At 45.0% G+C, this 16,511-nt stretch carries 18 protein-coding genes and 2 pseudogenes; 2 read left to right on the top strand and 18 right to left on the bottom strand.

All coding sequences use genetic code 11. The features are described 5' to 3' along the window. Positions 1 to 51: 51 nt before the first annotated feature. The 14 genes and pseudogenes from MK370_RS07515 to MK370_RS07460 all read right to left on the bottom strand — a co-directional run bounded on the left by MK370_RS07515 (position 52) and on the right by MK370_RS07460 (position 10,987). Positions 52 to 549, bottom strand: a complete 498-nt coding sequence (locus MK370_RS07515) for a beta-class carbonic anhydrase (RefSeq protein ID WP_002928140.1) — start codon at positions 547 to 549, stop codon at positions 52 to 54. 146 nt (positions 550 to 695) lie between these two features. Continuing rightward, on the bottom strand, positions 696 to 1,391 hold the full coding sequence (locus MK370_RS07510) for a TIGR00266 family protein (protein ID WP_002908599.1): 696 nt from the start codon (positions 1,389 to 1,391) through the stop codon (positions 696 to 698). A gap of 112 nt (positions 1,392 to 1,503) precedes the next feature. Continuing rightward, on the bottom strand, positions 1,504 to 2,220 hold the full coding sequence (locus MK370_RS07505) for a TIGR00266 family protein (RefSeq protein WP_268684792.1): 717 nt from the start codon (positions 2,218 to 2,220) through the stop codon (positions 1,504 to 1,506). 115 nt (positions 2,221 to 2,335) lie between these two features. After that, complete coding sequence (gene radA, locus MK370_RS07500) at positions 2,336 to 3,703, bottom strand: DNA repair protein RadA (protein ID WP_081102994.1); 1,368 nt, start codon at positions 3,701 to 3,703, stop codon at positions 2,336 to 2,338. 5 nt (positions 3,704 to 3,708) lie between these two features. Continuing rightward, complete coding sequence (locus tag MK370_RS07495; RefSeq protein WP_268684791.1) at positions 3,709 to 4,341, bottom strand: methyltransferase domain-containing protein; 633 nt, start codon at positions 4,339 to 4,341, stop codon at positions 3,709 to 3,711. 52 nt (positions 4,342 to 4,393) lie between these two features. After that, entirely contained in the window at positions 4,394 to 4,909 is a 516-nt protein-coding gene (locus MK370_RS07490) for a histidine phosphatase family protein (RefSeq protein WP_268684790.1), read from the bottom strand. An 18-nt stretch (positions 4,910 to 4,927) separates the two neighbouring features. Beyond that, complete coding sequence (locus MK370_RS07485) at positions 4,928 to 5,386, bottom strand: isochorismatase family cysteine hydrolase (RefSeq protein ID WP_268684789.1); 459 nt, start codon at positions 5,384 to 5,386, stop codon at positions 4,928 to 4,930. A gap of 9 nt (positions 5,387 to 5,395) precedes the next feature. Continuing rightward, complete coding sequence (locus MK370_RS07480) at positions 5,396 to 5,839, bottom strand: dUTP diphosphatase (protein ID WP_268684788.1); 444 nt, start codon at positions 5,837 to 5,839, stop codon at positions 5,396 to 5,398. An 84-nt stretch (positions 5,840 to 5,923) separates the two neighbouring features. Next, positions 5,924 to 6,373, bottom strand: coding sequence for an 8-oxo-dGTP diphosphatase (locus MK370_RS07475; protein ID WP_268684787.1), 450 nt, complete (start codon positions 6,371 to 6,373; stop codon positions 5,924 to 5,926). Positions 6,374 to 6,638: 265 nt separating this feature from the next. Beyond that, positions 6,639 to 7,328 carry a gamma-glutamyl-gamma-aminobutyrate hydrolase family protein gene (locus MK370_RS07470; protein WP_002907876.1) on the bottom strand — a complete coding sequence of 230 codons (690 nt, stop codon included), beginning with the start codon at positions 7,326 to 7,328 and terminating at the stop codon, positions 6,639 to 6,641. A 181-nt stretch (positions 7,329 to 7,509) separates the two neighbouring features. Next, positions 7,510 to 8,298 (bottom strand): ABC transporter ATP-binding protein, encoded by a 789-nt coding sequence (locus MK370_RS11360; RefSeq protein ID WP_419152998.1) that lies wholly within the window; start codon positions 8,296 to 8,298, stop codon positions 7,510 to 7,512. Positions 8,299 to 8,433: 135 nt separating this feature from the next. Continuing rightward, positions 8,434 to 9,165: pseudogene (locus MK370_RS11355) on the bottom strand (ABC transporter ATP-binding protein); the annotation flags it as partial. Beyond that, positions 9,141 to 9,279: pseudogene (locus MK370_RS11350) on the bottom strand (ABC transporter ATP-binding protein); the annotation flags it as partial. The pseudogenes MK370_RS11355 and MK370_RS11350, both read right to left, overlap by 25 nt. Before the next feature lies 1 nt (position 9,280). After that, the gene (locus MK370_RS07460) at positions 9,281 to 10,987 is read right to left on the bottom strand and encodes an ABC transporter ATP-binding protein (protein WP_268684785.1); all 1,707 of its coding nucleotides are present in this window, start codon (positions 10,985 to 10,987) and stop codon (positions 9,281 to 9,283) included. Between the two features lie 159 nt (positions 10,988 to 11,146). On the opposite strand from MK370_RS07460, the gene MK370_RS07455 reads away from it, so the two are divergent. Both MK370_RS07455 and galU read left to right on the top strand, forming a co-directional pair. Then, positions 11,147 to 12,169 carry an NAD(P)H-dependent glycerol-3-phosphate dehydrogenase gene (locus MK370_RS07455; protein WP_268684784.1) on the top strand — a complete coding sequence of 341 codons (1,023 nt, stop codon included), beginning with the start codon at positions 11,147 to 11,149 and terminating at the stop codon, positions 12,167 to 12,169. Between the two features lie 16 nt (positions 12,170 to 12,185). Next, the gene (galU, locus tag MK370_RS07450; RefSeq protein WP_268684783.1) at positions 12,186 to 13,091 is read left to right on the top strand and encodes a UTP--glucose-1-phosphate uridylyltransferase GalU; all 906 of its coding nucleotides are present in this window, start codon (positions 12,186 to 12,188) and stop codon (positions 13,089 to 13,091) included. A gap of 157 nt (positions 13,092 to 13,248) precedes the next feature. Here the strand turns inward: galU and MK370_RS07445 are convergent, their stop codons facing one another. From MK370_RS07445 to dapD, 4 genes are all read right to left on the bottom strand, one after another. Then, positions 13,249 to 13,932 carry a rhomboid family intramembrane serine protease gene (locus MK370_RS07445; protein ID WP_268684782.1) on the bottom strand — a complete coding sequence of 228 codons (684 nt, stop codon included), beginning with the start codon at positions 13,930 to 13,932 and terminating at the stop codon, positions 13,249 to 13,251. After that, complete coding sequence (locus MK370_RS07440) at positions 13,913 to 14,452, bottom strand: 5-formyltetrahydrofolate cyclo-ligase (protein ID WP_268684781.1); 540 nt, start codon at positions 14,450 to 14,452, stop codon at positions 13,913 to 13,915. The genes MK370_RS07445 and MK370_RS07440 overlap by 20 nt, the downstream gene beginning before the upstream one ends. Positions 14,453 to 14,472: 20 nt before the next feature. Next, on the bottom strand, positions 14,473 to 15,606 hold the full coding sequence (locus MK370_RS07435; protein ID WP_268684780.1) for an N-acetyldiaminopimelate deacetylase: 1,134 nt from the start codon (positions 15,604 to 15,606) through the stop codon (positions 14,473 to 14,475). Between the two features lie 75 nt (positions 15,607 to 15,681). Next, positions 15,682 to 16,380, bottom strand: coding sequence for a 2,3,4,5-tetrahydropyridine-2,6-dicarboxylate N-acetyltransferase (gene dapD / locus MK370_RS07430; RefSeq protein ID WP_268684779.1), 699 nt, complete (start codon positions 16,378 to 16,380; stop codon positions 15,682 to 15,684). Between the last annotated feature and the right edge of the window lie 131 nt (positions 16,381 to 16,511).

The following is a 16,511-nucleotide window of genomic DNA, read 5'->3' as shown; positions in this document are numbered from 1 at the left end:
AAAGGAGCCAATTTCAATGCCGATTCGCAGACAAAGAAATTGACTTCCTAACTATTCCTCAACAACTGTCATCCGACCAGTATCTACATCATAAACCGCTCCAGATATTTCTACATCAGCTGGAATCAGCGGTGACTGTCGCAGCAAGGCCATGTCCTCGCGCACACTTTCCTCTACATCTGTAAAGGGCAAAAAGTCCTGATTGCTGACATCGACGCCTAGTTCTTTATGAAGATAGGCCGTAAAATCCTCATTCTTGAAGGTCTGTGCCCCGCAGTCTGTATGATGTAAAACTACGATTTCCCGCGTTCCTAGCTGCTGCTGCGAAATAACCAGCGAGCGAATCATGTCCTCTGTTACCCGACCGCCGGCATTGCGCAAGATATGGGCGTCTCCTAGTGCCAGTCCTAGAGCCTGAGCCACGTGGAGCCTAGAGTCCATGCAGGTCACGATGGCTACCTTGGTCTTGGGCTTGATCGGCAGATGTGCCGTTCCATGCAGATCGACATAAGCTTGATTGGCCTTCATAAAATTTTCAAAATATGACATTCTTTCCCCTTACTGGTACTTTGATATTCAAATAATTTTATATTATCTTACCATCTTTTCTGCTATTTGTCAGCTGTCGGCTTTGTTACAAAAAATAGGACAGATAAATCCAGCATCTAGCCTAATTTCTGTCCTAGTTTTATTCCTTATGAGCTTCTTGGAATAAACTTGCTGAGTGAGCCTGCAAAGGTTTGAAGATTGAGACTTTGCACATAGACTTCACCAGTTCCTTGGAAGGTGTTGACCACTCCTTCACCTGTTCCGATAGACTGCCAGAAGCCATTTTCTAGATGGATATTATAATTCAAAGACTGGCTCCAAGCTACTACATGGGCATTGTCAATCGTCACTTCTTGGTTATGAAGCTCAATTTTTTTAATAGATCCAAAAGCATTGGCCAAAAGAGTGCCCTGACCTTGGGTCGTCATGACGAAGAGACCCCCTTGCCCTCCAAAGATAGCCTTGCCAACAGACTGACGCTCCATCGTATAGTAAGCTGTGCCATCAAGGGCAAGAAAGGCACCGTCATTGAGCCGGTATTGTTTTTCGCCTAGCTGAAGAGGAATAACCTGACCAGGAGAATCTGGTGCCAAAGCAAGGTAACCATTATCAGACTGGGCAACAGCCTGGGTGATGAAGGTACTTTCGCCAGAAACCATCGAACGTCCCACAGCCTTGACAAAACGTCCCAAACCAGAACCGCTAGCATTGAGCTGGGTATTCAGAGTCACATTTGGCGTGTGGTAGACCATGCTGCCACGCTGGATAAAGACGGTTTCTCCTTGATTGAGCGACAACTCAACCAAAGGAAACTGCATATTACTGTCCATAGAAAATCGCATAAGAAATGCCTCCTTCTTATTATGACTTGATTATAACATTTTCATATATTTTGGACAAAGGAAAACTGAAGAATCGAAAAAAAGAGACTGCCTGAGTCTCTCCTAGAAATTTTCAAGAATTGTTAATATGTAGATGTGGGCGAAGAACATTAGCAAAGGTTTCAATATTGAGACTTTGGATGTAAATTTCCCCAGTTCCATGAAAGGTATTGACTACTCCTTCGCCAGTCCCCATGGACTGCCAGAAACCATTTTCTAAATGAATATCATATTCCAGCTCTCTGCTCCATGCTACCACGTGAGCATTGTCAATCGTTATCCGATCATTATGCAGCTCGACCTTTTGAATCGAGCCAAAGGAATTTACCAAGAGTGTCCCCTGACCTTGGGTACTCATCACATAAAAGCCTCCTTGACCACCAAAGAGAGCCCGACCTACTGACTGCGTCTCCAAGGTATAAGAGGCGGAACCATCCATAGCCAGAAAAGCCCCATCATTCAGGCGGTACTGCTTTTCTCCTAACTCCAGAACAACAATCTGACCAGGTACATTAGGTGCTAAGGCTAGACGACCGTTATTTGATTGGGCAGTTGCTTCAGTGATGAACACTCCTTCGCCAGAAGCCATAGAACGGCCCACAGCTTGGATTGCCTTGCCAAAGATTGATTGAGATTCTGCATTCACTTTGGCATTCAGGACAACATTGGGAGTGTGGTATATCATGCTCCCAGTCTGAATACGAACAGACTCTGATACATCTAAGGCAATCTCCGCCAAGGGAAATTGAGCATTATTGGTAATAGAAACATTCATACGATGATCTACCATGGTTGATTATCCTCCTAAAAAATCTGGAAAAACAACTTATAGGAATTTCCAGACAAATCCTATTTTTTCTAGCAATATTATAGCACGCGCAATAACTTTTCGCAATACTGTTAAATCAGGAAAATACTTTCTTTAAGACTTCCCCAATCGTCGTCACACCGATGACTTGGATATTGTCTGGAACTTTGAGACCGTTCAGAGAGTTTTTAGGAGCGTAGACTTTGGTGAAGCCCAGCTTTGCTGCTTCATTGATGCGCTGCTCGATGCGATTGACTCGACGGATTTCGCCAGTCAGGCCAATTTCACCGATAAAACACTCTTGGGGATTGGTAGGTAAATCCTTGTAGCTGGAAGCAATGGCAACCGCTACCGCCAAATCAATAGCCGGCTCATCTAGCTTGACGCCACCAGCTGACTTAAGGTAGGCATCTTGATTTTGCAGGAGGAGCCCCGCCCTCTTTTCCAGAACCGCCATAATGAGGCTGGCTCTGTTAAAGTCCAGTCCAGTCGTGGTTCGCTTGGCATTGCCAAACATGGTCGGTGTCACCAAAGCCTGTACCTCTGCTAAAATCGGCCGCGTTCCTTCCATGGTTACAACGATGGAAGAGCCTGTCGCGCCGTCCAGCCGTTCTTCCAGAAAGACTTCACTGGGGTTGATAACCTCAACTAGCCCACCAGATTGCATTTCAAAAATGCCAATCTCATTGGTGGAGCCAAAGCGATTTTTGACTGCTCTCAAGATACGAAAAGTGTGCTGACGTTCGCCCTCAAAATAAAGCACGGTATCCACCATGTGCTCTAGCGTTCGGGGGCCAGCTAAGGTTCCTTCCTTGGTCATGTGACCAACGATAAAGGTCGCGATATTATTGGTCTTGGCCAGCTGCATGAGTTCAGCTGTCACCTCTCGAACCTGAGAAACAGAGCCTTGAACACTGGAAATTTCTGGCGACATCACTGTCTGAATGGAGTCGATAATCAGAAAATCTGGCTTAATCTTTTCAATCTCTGTGCGGATATTTTGCATATTGGTCTCGGCATAAAGATAAAATTCACTGTCAATATCACCAAGCCGTTCCGCCCGCAGCTTAATCTGCTCAGCTGATTCCTCCCCGCTGACATAAAGGACGGTGCCCTGATGAGAAAGCTGGGTAGATACCTGCAGAAGCAGGGTGGACTTCCCGATACCGGGATCTCCACCAATCAGAACCAGACTGCCAGGCACTACACCACCACCCAGCACACGATTGAACTCGTCCATTTCTGTCTTGGTCCGGTTGACATCAATCGAAGTGACCTCAGCCAGCTTCATGGGCCGAGTCTTTTCGCCCGTCAAGGAAACACGGGCATGCTTGACCTCAGCAGCTTCTACTTCCTCAACAAAAGAAGACCAAGAGCCGCAGTTAGGACAGCGGCCTAGATACTTGGGCGAATGGTATTCACAATTTTGACAGACAAAGGTCGTTTTTTTCTTAGCGATGGTGATTCTCCTTATTTTCTAATAATCCAAACAAAAGCAGATAAGACCTGACAAACTTGCTCTATTTTAGTAAAGCCAGCCTCTTCTAGTAGGTTTGCAACTTCTTGAGGCGAGAGGGTATTCATCAAACTAGCTTGATTCTCATAAGTACGCTGAATTTGTTGCTGATTGGCTCCTAGCTCTGAAGCAAGTGTTTTCCAATAGCCTAGTTGCTGGTTGGAAAAAAAACTAAGAATCAGAAGGCCATCTTCACTTAAAGACTCATAAATTTTTCGAAGAAAAAAGCTGGGATTTTCAACAAACTGCAATACTAGCAAGCAAGAACAAATCTGATAAGCAGAAGGTAGCACTGCTTCTTCAAATCGACAATTAAGATACTCCGCTTGAGGCAGATAAACCTGTCTTTTAAGCTCTTGTAGCATCGCCTCACTTGGCTCCACTACCGTCAATCCGGCCTTAGGAAATAAGGATGCCAAACCATTCAACTCATCCGTCTGGCTTGCTAAAGCTAACACCTTATCGACTTTTAAACTGGGGGCTAATCTAAGCAATACTCCTCGGAAAATCACATCTAGCATCACATCGTAGCCTGGAATTTTCTGACGAATTTCTGTTGCATAATCCTTGTTCTTAAATTCTTTCATATTCTCTTCTATCTCTAAATCCTTTTGTTAAGATTCTTTTTACGACGAAACATTAAAACTTCAGTTCATATTCAACAAACTGGCAAAAATCAATCTGCTGATCAGCTACAAACTGGCGGATGAGCATGCGATGGGCTACAAGAGCTACCGTCTCGTAGTCTCTGTATTTGCTTAAGGCACTGAAAAAGCGGGCTTTCATCTGCTCAGCCGTTTCATACTGGACAGGACTTCTTGCAGGGAGACAACCATTATTTTCAAAAAACAACTCCCGAGCCTGCTCAAACTTTTCTATCCCACTCTCATATACCTGCCATTCATGCAGCAAAGGCTCCACAAAAAGCGCCAGTTGGCGGTCTCGAATCAAATAGGAAGCCGTCTCCAAAGCTCGCGTCACAGAAGATGAAATCAGAATTTCCGCCTGTTCCAGCAGAGGATTAGCAGCTGCCTCTGTCGCCATCCGACGACCAGCAGCCGACAAAGGAGCCAAATCTAGTCCAAAGCCAGTGTAACCAGTCTCTTCCAAAAGTGAATAATCTGGCTCTCCATGGCGGATAAAAATTATTTTCATGCTAAGTTCCTCATAAAACTATCCAATCTTGATTCCGCAATCTTGCCATTGCTTCAGTATTTTAGAGAATTTCTTCTGGTTGGCAACTCCGACAGCGGACAAATCGACGGAAACCTGATAATTCTCCTTGACAGCTGCCAAAACGGAAGCTTTGACACAGCCATTGCCATCTACCCCTATAAACTCTATGCTTTTAGCACCAGTTCCCTCTAAAAACTCTTTTAAATCCGGATTCGTAAAGCAAGAAGCCCGACGCTTCTCAAGGATGCGAGAAGATACAACCTGCAAACCAGTCGCAAATTTCTTCTTCCTATCTTTTCTCTCCCAGAAAAAACGGTTGAGAATATAGATAACTCGGTCGCTGGGATAACTAGCTATTTTGTCATTGACAGCCGCAGTCAGTGCTTCATTATCATATACTTTTCCTGCAGCAACATAATCTGACTGCATATCTACAACTAATAAATAGTCTGACATTTTCTTACTCTATTTCCCTGTCGAGCCAAATCCGCCGGTCCGCACACCTTCCGCTTCATCTCCATCAGCAATCAGAAATGGTGCAAAGACAGCCTGCACTACACGTTCGCCAGCTTCGAGGACGACTTCCTGATCTGTGATGTTTTTCATCTGAGCAAAGATATGCCCTTCGTTTCCAGGATTACCATAGTAGTCGCCGTCAATGACCCCAACGGAGTTAATCAAGACCAAGCCTTTTTTACGAGGATTGGACGAGCGATCATAAAGATAGAGCACCTCGCCCGGCTGCATATAAGCCTTGACACCAGTCGGAACCAGCTTAATCTCCCCTGGCGCAATGAGGGTGCTCTCTGCCACTTTCAAATCGTAGCCAGCTGCGTGAGCTGTCTCTCTCTTAGGCAGCAAATCTTCATTTGTAAAGCTGGAAACCAGCTCGAATCCGCGAATTTTCATGCATTTCTCTTTTCTATTTTTGCTGTCCCTATTATACTAAATTCGTAAAAAACAAGCAAAAAACCGCCAATTGGGCGGTTCTCCCTAGTATAGATTTCTGATGATCTCTCCATTATCCAGATAGGTAAATTGCTCCGTCAGGTCTGATGTGAAAACTTGATACATTTCTTTAAAGCTCAAGGCCAGCGAGTGGTGATCAAGATCCTCGCGTTTAATCCAGAACACTTCTCCTTCGTCGGACGAGACCAGCTCTCCTTCAAAACGATTGGTTTTGTAAAGAAAAACGACGTAACGTTCATCCTTTTCGGTATAAAACTGCTTGACACCGCATAACCTAGGCTCATAGATGGTCAGACCTGTTTCCTCCTTGATTTCCCGTATTACTGATTTGACAAAGGATTCATGATTTTCAACATGGCCGCCTGGAAAACAAAGGCTAGTCCAATCATCATTTACTTTATTTTGTACTAAAATGCGGTCCTCATCATAAACCATACACATATTTGTTAAAATAACTCGCTCCGCTCTTGACATCTGTGCTCCTCCATCTACCGACCGATTCGCTCGGCCTACCTGTGACTCATTATAACATAAAAGACATCAAATTGATGAAAATCTAGATTTTTCAGCCTTTCCAGCAAAAAAACCGCCAATTGGGCGGTTCTTATAGGGAGATTATTATGAAAAAGAAAAGTTTTAGGATTTCTAAACAAAGTTAGGAGGTCTTTGTTTATGATCTTAGTATAGGACACTTATCTTAAATTTTCCTAAAAGTAACTTAAAAAAATGAAATAATTTTTTACAGCTCTTGCAAGAGGTACTGAAACAGCTCCAAATTGCCCTTTTCTTCGTTAATTAAAAACTCTGGATGCCATTGAAGGCCTATGATACGATGATTGTCAACCGATTCGATCGCTTCGATGGTATTGTCTCTTGGGTCAAAGGCTGTCGCGCGGAAATTAGGTGCCAAGTCCTTGATGCTTTGGCGATGAACCGAATTAATCTGGCTAGCCTGACCAAACAAACGCTCCACAACGCTATCTTTCTCCGTGCGAATGGAGTGCGAAGTACCAAATGGCAAGCCCTGCCAGTGATTATCAATGTGCTGATTGAGAGTGCCGCCAAAAGCAACATTTACCAACTGCAGACCGCGGCAAATAGCCATGACTGGCTTGTTTTGGCGCAGAGCTTCTTTCAAGAGTGCCAACTCAAACTCATCGCGAACAATATTGTAATCGTCACTATCGATAGTCTTTTCTTCCCCATAAAACTGTGGGTGAACATTTTGCCCGCCTGACAAGATCAGCTTGTCAATCGTTTCTACGTAATCCTGAACTAAACTTTTATCGCCAACAGGAATCACCATCGGCAGACCACCAACCATTCGTACGCCATCCACAAACTTGCGTGAAACAGAGGTGTGAATATTCTTTCCAGCTTCATCTACTGGACAAAGATTGGCTGAAATTCCAACAATTGTTCTGCACATACTGTGATTCCCCCTTATTTTGATATAGTATATCTTACCACGCCTTTTCTCAGTCGTCCAATAGATTTTTTTTAAGCTGCTTATAAAATTTTTTTATCAAATACTCTGCATGTCTCTCAAATATAAAACTCTCGAATGCACTATAAGCACAAATGAGAGTTTGGAAAAATGTCTCAACTTTCTACTCAAAGACAAACTGGTTATGATAAAGTTCTGAGTAGAAACCACCCAGTTTGAGGAGCTGGTGATGATCGCCCTGTTCGATGACCTCTCCGTCTTTGAGGACGATAATCTGGTCTGCATTTAGAATAGTCTTGAGGCGGTGAGCAATAACAAAGCTAGTCCGGCCAGCCACAACGGCTTCCATGGCTTGCTGAATCTTACTCTCCGTCACCGTATCGACATTGGAAGTCGCTTCGTCCAAAATCAAGACTTGCGGATCCGTCAGCAAAGTTCTAGCAATGGAAATCAGCTGTTTCTGGCCAGTTGAGAAGATATTTTGATCATCATCAACGATGGTATCATATTTGTCTGGCAGACTTTCGATATAGTCATGAATATGGGTCGCATGCGCAGCTGTTTCGACCATTTCCTGACTGGCATCCGGCACACCGAAGCGGATATTGTCCCGAATCGTACCGCTAAAGAGCACCGAATCCTGCAGGACAATGCCCACATGGCCCCGTAAGCTATCCAACTCATAGTCCCGAATGTCGCGACCGTCAAACTCAATGCTGCCACTATCCACATCGTAAAAGCGATTGAGCAGGTTCATAATGGTCGTCTTACCTGAACCAGTAGGGCCAACAACAGCCGTCATCTTGCCCTTAGGGGCTAAAATAGATACGTCTTTGAGAATAGGCTTGCCTTCCACATAAGAGAAGTCCACATGCTTAATCTCCACAGAGTCTGTGAGCTCTGTGAAAGCAGGGGCATTCTCTGGCCGGACTTCCTCCGGCGCATCAAACATCTCCTGAATCCGGTCAGCCCCTGTAAAGGCCAACTGCAAACTACCCCAGCTGGCTGCAATCTGGATGATAGGCTGATAATACTGCTGGGAAAACTGAGTAAAAGTAGTAATCAGGCCAACTGCAACTGCCGTTTCGACATTGGGATCGCTCAGTAAGACAGCGGAACCAACAAAAATAACAATAGCTGTATTAATCAAATTCATCCCGTTCATGATAGGGAAGAGAAGGCCTGAAAAGGTTCGGCCTTTAAAGGTCGCTGAGCGCACTCGATCATTCTGCTCAATGAAACCTTTGATGACCTCCTCCTGCATTCCCTGAACGATAACAGCCTTCTGACCTGAAATGGTCTCGTCCATATAAGCATTGAGGCGGCCGACTTCTTTTTGCTGAAGATTGGTGTACTTTCTGGCCAGCCTGACAATGACCACTAGAAGAAGAAAAGCAACCGGTGTGCTGGCTACCGTTATCCAGGCCAATCTAGCATTTTGGACAAACATGATAATCACTAGACCCAGATAGAGCAAGGCATTGCTCATAACTTGGATCATACTCTCATTTAGAGCCTGCAGGATGTTGTCCAAGTCGCTGGTAAAGCGCGACAGAATATCTCCATCCTGATGGCGGTCAAAGAAAGCGACAGTCATCTTGGACAGCTTGCCAAACAGGCCCTTACGCATCTCATTGGTCGAATGGGCAATAACTCGGGTCATCAAAAGCATGTAAATCAAGCTGGAAACAGACAGGCAGACAAAGGACACCAATACACTGCCCATGACGCTGCCAAAAGTCGACAGAATCTGATCAGTCTCACCCTTCTCCGCAAAAGCCCGTCCCAACTCAACTAAATGCTGAACAGCCTGACCGACATAAACCGGAAAAAGGACCTGAAAAATAGTCGCTGTTACCATCATCAAAAGGACAATGACAAAGGATAATTTGTAACGCTTAAAATATTGCCAAAAAAATGCAATCGTCCGCATCTTAGTCCTCCCTTCCTTTCTGAGTTTCGTAGATTTCACGGTAAACATCGTTAGTTGCGACCAATTCCGCATGCGTCCCTTGGCCAATCAGCCGACCCTGATCCAAGACCAGAATCTTATCTGCATGAACGACGGAGCTAATCTTTTGAGCGATGATAATCGTTGTCGTTCCTTGCAGCTCTTTGTTCAAAGCTTCTTGAACCAGCTTTTCTGACTTGGCATCCAAGGCTGAGGTCGAATCATCTAAAATCAAAATATTGGGATTGTTGACAACACCTCTGGCAATGGACATCCGCTGCTTCTGACCGCCAGAGAAGTTGCTGCCACGCTCCTCCACTGCACTGTCAAAACTCTCTTCCATACGGCTGATAAATTCACTGGCTTGGGCAATGCGAGCCGCCCGCTCCATCTCAGGCAGTGAAGCGTTGAGCTTGCCCTGACGGAGATTATCCGCAATCGTCCCGCTAAATAGAATCGCTCGCTGGAGCACGATGGAAACATTTTTTCGAAGAGTTCCCTGACTGAGCTCTCGCAAATCGCGACCGCCAATCTTGACAGAACCTTCTTGCGGATCAAAAAGACGCGGAATCAGCTGGGCCAAGGTAGATTTCCCAGCGCCTGTCGCACCGACAACGCCAATCATTTGCCCCGGCTCAACCTCAAAGCTGATATCCTTTAGCATTGGCTTGTCATCATTGGGATAAGAAAAAGTCACATGCTCAAAGCTTAGGCTGCCTTCTAGTTCTTCATCTGGTGAGTCTGGGAAAGTCATAGCTGGCTCCGTCGCCAATACTTCCTTGATCCGACGAATAGAAATGATCCCCCTCGTCACGCCATTTCCCAAGAAGCCAACCATAATGATAGTGAAAATAATCTGGCTCAAATAACCGATAAAAGAAGCTATAGAGCTAACCAGTCCTGGCTCAGCCTGAATCATGCCAGACAAAGTCCAGATAGCCAAGTAAACAGAACTGTAGCCGACCAACATCATCATTGGCTCAATGATTGAAAAAGCATAGCCAATATAGAGATTCTCTGATAAAAGTTCATCAGACACCTGACTAAACTTATGAAACTGGTCTTCCTCCCGAACGAAGGACTTGACCACTCGCACACCACGAAGATTTTCCTTAGCAATGGCATTAATCTTATCCAAAAGAGTTTGGAATTTCTTAAAACGAGGCCCCATCATCCCCATCATGACAGCCGTTAGACCAGCTATGAGCACAATCAGCAAGAAGATAATCCACCAGAGAGAGGGCATGGTCACAATGGCCAAGATGACTGAACCGATAAAAAGGATGGGCAAGCGAAGAAGAATTTGAAAGAGCATCATGGTCACATTTTGAATCTGATTGATGTCATTGGTCATCCGCACGACTAGATTTCCAGCGTTGAATTCCTCAATATTGGCATAAGAAAAGGTCTGTATCTTGCGGAAAGTCTCCTCACGGAGATCTGATGAGACCGCCTGGGCAATGTAAGCTGCCAAGGTCACATTAATTCCTCCTGCCACCAGCCCAACGAAACCGATACCAATCAGCCAGCCGCCCATACTGTAGATGGTCTGGCTATTTTGCTCCTGCAGAGCATCTAAGATGTGCTTTAAAAACCAGGGCAGTAAAAGAGAGCTGGCAATCATCAATGAGGTCATTAAAAACGAACTCAGGGCATACCATTTATACCGTAATAGACTTTTAAAAAACATGCTTCCTCCTACTTTTTCATATTTGACTTAGTTTCCTTACTATATCACAGATAAAAACAATGTCAAGCAAGAAATTTCTTATATTATATGGTAAAATGAGATATAGAACTCTAAAACTGATTTAAATTCAGACTCGGAATTTCATCATAAGGAGAAGATATGGATAAACAACGAGTTGCTGTGATTGGTCCTGGTTCTTGGGGAACGGCCTTATCACAAGTGTTAAATGACAACGGACACGAGGTTCGTATTTGGGGAAATATCGCTGAACAAATCAACGAAATCAACGATGAGCACACCAATAAACGCTATTTCAAAGATATTGTACTGGATGAAAAGATCAAGGCTTATCATGACCTAGAAGAGGCTTTAAAAGATGCGGATGCCGTGCTTTTTGTCGTGCCGACCAAGGTAACCCGTCTGGTAGCCAAACAAGTAGCTCAAGCTCTGAACCACAAGGTAAAAATCATGCACGCCTCCAAGGGACTGGAGCCCAATACCCACGAACGGATTTCAACTATCCTAGAAGAAGAAATCCCTGCAGAGCTACGCAGCGAGATTGTCGTCGTCTCAGGTCCCAGTCATGCTGAGGAAACCATTGTACGCGATATTACCCTAATTACTGCTGCTTCTAAGGACCTAGAAACAGCTAAATATGTGCAGGGGCTCTTCAGCAATCACTACTTCCGCCTCTACACCAATACCGATGTCATCGGAGTGGAGACTGCAGGGGCTCTGAAAAATATCATCGCAGTTGGAGCTGGTGCTCTACATGGACTAGGCTATGGCGACAATGCCAAGGCTGCCATTATCACGCGCGGCCTGGCCGAAATCACGAGGCTAGGTGTCAAGTTAGGAGCCAACCCTCTCACCTACAGCGGCCTATCTGGTGTTGGTGACCTGATTGTCACTGGAACCTCTGTCCACTCCCGCAACTGGCGGGCCGGCAATGCTCTAGGACGTGGCGAGAAATTAGCTGATATTGAAGCCAACATGGGCATGGTTATCGAAGGAATTTCTACCACTAAGGCTGCCTATGAACTGGCCCAAGAGCTGGATGTTTATATGCCGATTACCCAAGCTATCTACAAGGTTATTTATCAAAACTGTAATATCAAAGATGCCATTTATGAAATCATGAACAATGAATTCAAGGCTGAGAACGAATGGACTTCGTTCTAATAGAAAGGAACTGATTATGTCAAAAGTTAAGAAAGCCGTCATCCCTGCAGCTGGTCTCGGAACCCGCTTCCTGCCAGCCACTAAAGCTCTGGCCAAGGAAATGTTGCCGATTGTTGACAAGCCAACCATCCAGTTTATCGTTGAGGAAGCTCTCAAATCTGGAATTGAAGATATTCTAGTTGTTACAGGTAAGTCAAAACGCTCAATCGAAGACCACTTTGACTCCAACTTCGAATTGGAATACAATCTCAAAGAAAAAGGTAAGAACGACTTGCTCAAATTGGTCGATGAAACCACTGGTATCGGTCTGCACTTCATCCGTCAGAGCCATCCACGCGGACTGGGAGATGCTGTTCTTCAGGCTAAGGCTTTCGTTGGAAACGAACCTTTCGTTGTCATGCTTGGTGATGACCTCATGGATATCACCAATGATAAGGCTGTACCGCTAACCAAGCAATTGATTGATGACTACGAAGCTACTCATGCTTCTACTATCGCTGTCATGCAGGTCCCTCATGACGAAGTTTCCTCTTACGGGGTCATTGCCCCTCAGGGTGAAGGCGTCAAAGGTCTCTACAGCGTGGAAACTTTTGTCGAAAAGCCAAAACCTGAAGATGCACCGAGTGATTTAGCTATTATTGGCCGCTACTTGCTGACACCGGAAATTTTTGAAATCTTGGAAAATCAAGCTCCTGGCGCTGGGAACGAAGTCCAGCTGACCGATGCAATTGATACCCTCAACAAGACGCAACGCGTGTTTGCTCGCGAATTCAAGGGTGATCGCTATGATGTCGGCGACAAATTCGGCTTTATGAAGACTTCTATCGACTACGCTCTCAAGCATCCGCAGGTCAAAGACTCCTTGAAGCAGTATATCATTGACTTGGGTCATAAACTAGAGAAAAAACAAGAGAAAAAATAATGGCTTCAAACAACTAACGTTGAAAATAAAATTTTAGCTATAAAAAAGAGGTTAATTGAACCGCACCCCAAAGTTAGACAGAAAAAATCTAACTTTTGGGGGTCAGTACAAATGGACCTCTTTTTTGATATTTCATCAGTTATTTTCTAAAGACTCATTAAATCAAGGAATGATGAAAGCCTAGAAAAATCAGAAGGGCCGCTAAGGCAAGATAGCCAAACAAGACCAGCCAGCGCTGAGCAGGTTTAAAGGCATTGCTTGAGCCTTTTACAGGTAAAATGACCGCACAGAGTATGCCGCCAATCAAACCGCCCAAATGCCCAGCCAAGCTGATGCCAGGCATGAAACTAAAGATGATATTGACCACAATTAAGGTCATATAAGACTGCCCCAGCTGCTGAATGTAGCTGTCGCGAACGACATAGTGAAGGGTTACGATAGAGGCAAAAAGTCCAAACAAGGCTGTAGAGGCTCCTGCTGACAGAGTATCCGGACTGAAAAAGAAGACAAAGATGTTTCCCATCAGGCCAGACATCATATAGAGCAGAAGGAAATTTCGCGAGCCAAAAATATCTTCTGCCTGCCGTCCAATAAAATAAAGAGTAACAGCATTTACCACAAAGTGCTCCAAGCCAATATGCACAAAGATAGCAGAAAAGATACGCCATATCTGAGCAGGATACATGATAATGGTTGGAGAAAACACTGCTCCAAATTCAAAGACAGTTTGTTCTTCAGCATAAGAAAAACCACGTAAAATAAGCATCCCCACAAAGACAAGTGTTGTTAGAATTAACAAAACACTGGTCACAGGATATTTTTTATCGTAGATGTAGTTCATAAATCAGTACTTCCTTTACTGCTATATCGTGATAATCGGGCTCAAAATCAGACTTTTGAAAACTATAGATGCTGCTGATGGATGCTCCTGCAAAATCAGCCAGATAACGGTCATAGTACCCGCCTCCGTAACCAATCCGAAAACCTTGAGAATTGAAGACCACGCCTGGCACATGAATCATATCAATTTCTGTCTTGTCCACAGCCTCTTCGCTCATTGGCTCCATAAGACCAAAAGAGCTTTTTTGCAGATGACTTTCATCATAATCCACAAATATCATCCGACCCTGGCCATAGGTCTTAGGCACTAAAACCCTCTTGCCGTCCAACTGAGCCTGTTTGATAAAGGCTGCAGTTGAGACTTCATGCGGCATAGAAAGATAAGTAGCGATAACCTGAGCTTTTTGATAAGCTGCTGAACTGAGCAAGTGCTGGGTCAGCCAGCTATCTGCCTGCTCTTTTTCTTTTCCTGAAAGTTTCTTCATCTGCTTCAGTACAGTTTGTCTCAGCTCTTTTTTCATGCAGCTCGTCCACTCTTTCCTTATCTTTCGTTGATTTTATAATCTAGGAATTTCCCAATCTTTTCAATAGCAAAGGGCAGTGCTGCCTCGTCCGGTGTCATCTTGGGATGATGGAGGGCATAGGGACTGTCCACTCCCAGCCAGAACATGACGCCCTTAACCTTGCTGAGCAGATAGCCAAAATCCTCGCCTGTCATAGCCGGCGCAATATCAATCAGCTGCACTCCTTCTTCCTTCTGGAAAAAGTCCATCAATTCGTCTGCTAGGTCAGGATGATTTTCCACAGGTAAATAGCCGCCTTGTTTAAGCTCCAAGTCCAATTCCAGACCGAAACTTTGGGCTATGCCCTCTGCTATTTCCCGTAAGCGCTTCTGAGTTAAGAGGTTCATCTCCTGAGTCAGAGTCCGAATGGTGCCATGCAAAAAGGCCGTTTCTGCGATGACATTGTTGGTCGTGCCAGCATGGAGCGAACCAAAGGTTACAACCGCCCCCTCGATAGGATCGACATTGCGGCTGACAATGGTCTGCACCTGGGTGATAAAGTAGCTAGCCGCAACCAAAGCATCGTTGGCTTCATGAGGAAAGGCTGCATGACCTCCCTTCCCCTTAAAGGTCAGCTTAACTTCACAGGTACCAGCAAAAAGGGTTTCTCTGTTAGTGGCAATATCGCCGACCTTGAGATCCGGTCGCACATGGAGACCGTAAAATTCATCTGGCAGCCAGTCGCCAAAGGCACCGTCTTCATACATGAGCATACCGCCAGCTTCATTTTCCTCTGCAGGCTGAAAGAGAAAGAGCAGATTGTGGGTAGGTTGAGCGCTCACAGCTTGTTCCAGCAGGCCTAGGGCAACCGTCATGTGCATATCGTGTCCGCAGGCATGCATCCGGCCTTCATGGGTACTGGCAAAGTCCAGTCCTGTATTCTCCACAATCGGCAAACCATCAATATCTGTCCGCCAGCCAATCGTCTTATCCGGTGAACTTCCCTTGATAAAGACCAAAATACCTGTCCGCCAAGTTCGGATTTCCACAAAGGCTAGAGCTGCTGTCAGTCCATCAATGACCTGCATCAGGTAGGCATGGGTCTTGTATTCTTCCAGACCGATTTCCGGTATCTGGTGCAAATCACGGCGAATGTTCAGATAATCAAGCATGTTTCTTTCCTTTAAAATCTTGTCAGACCAGTCAGAGCGTTGAGCCACACCAATCAATTCAAATTTATGTTATTTTTAAAGAGTACGCAGAGCATCTTCCAGAGCTGTCTTCTGCTGGGTCTTCTCGTCAATGGTCTTGATAACTCGTGCTGGAACACCAGCAACCACTACATTTTCCGGAACATCCTGAGTCACAATCGCACCGGCTGCAACAACGGAACCACTGCCAATTTGTACACCTTCAATCACAACCGCATTGGCACCAATCAGCACATTGTCTCCAACGCGAACTGGCTCAGCACTAGCCGGCTCAATGACTCCCGCCAGAACCGCACCAGCACCGACATGACTGTTTTTCCCGACAATAGCTCGGCCGCCCAGAATAGCACCCATATCAATCATGGTTCCAGCACCAATCTCCGCACCTATATTGATAACCGCCCCCATCATGATGACAGCATTGTCGCCAATTTCGACTTGGTCACGGATAATAGCGCCCGGCTCAATACGGGCATTGATGTCACGCTTATCCAAAAGCGGCACCGCTGAATTGCGGGCATCCTGCTCTACGACATAGGTCTTATTTTCCTCTAAGTTCGCTAGAAGTGGCTTGATTTCTTCCCAGTCCCCAAAAAGAACATTGCCTAACTTCACAACAGACCAAGGAATCGAACCGTGCAATTCCCCATTAAAGGTCACCTTGACCGGAGTCTTTTTCTTGGCATCAGCGATAAATTTGATAATTTCTTGAGCGTTCATTTTAGTAGCAGACATGATTCTTCCCTCGATTCGTGAATAGTTTAGCCTTTTAGTTTGTTTATCTCCTCAATCTCCAACAACTTGAAGAACAATTGAAGTAAACCAAGAAGCTTGATTAGACAATATTATAACACAAAAAAAGGGAT

Origin of the sequence: Streptococcus sanguinis (assembly GCF_026781265.1) — a bacterium.
GTDB classification, from domain to species: domain Bacteria; phylum Bacillota; class Bacilli; order Lactobacillales; family Streptococcaceae; genus Streptococcus; species Streptococcus sanguinis_T.
This window is presented reverse-complemented; position numbering and strand designations above follow the sequence as displayed.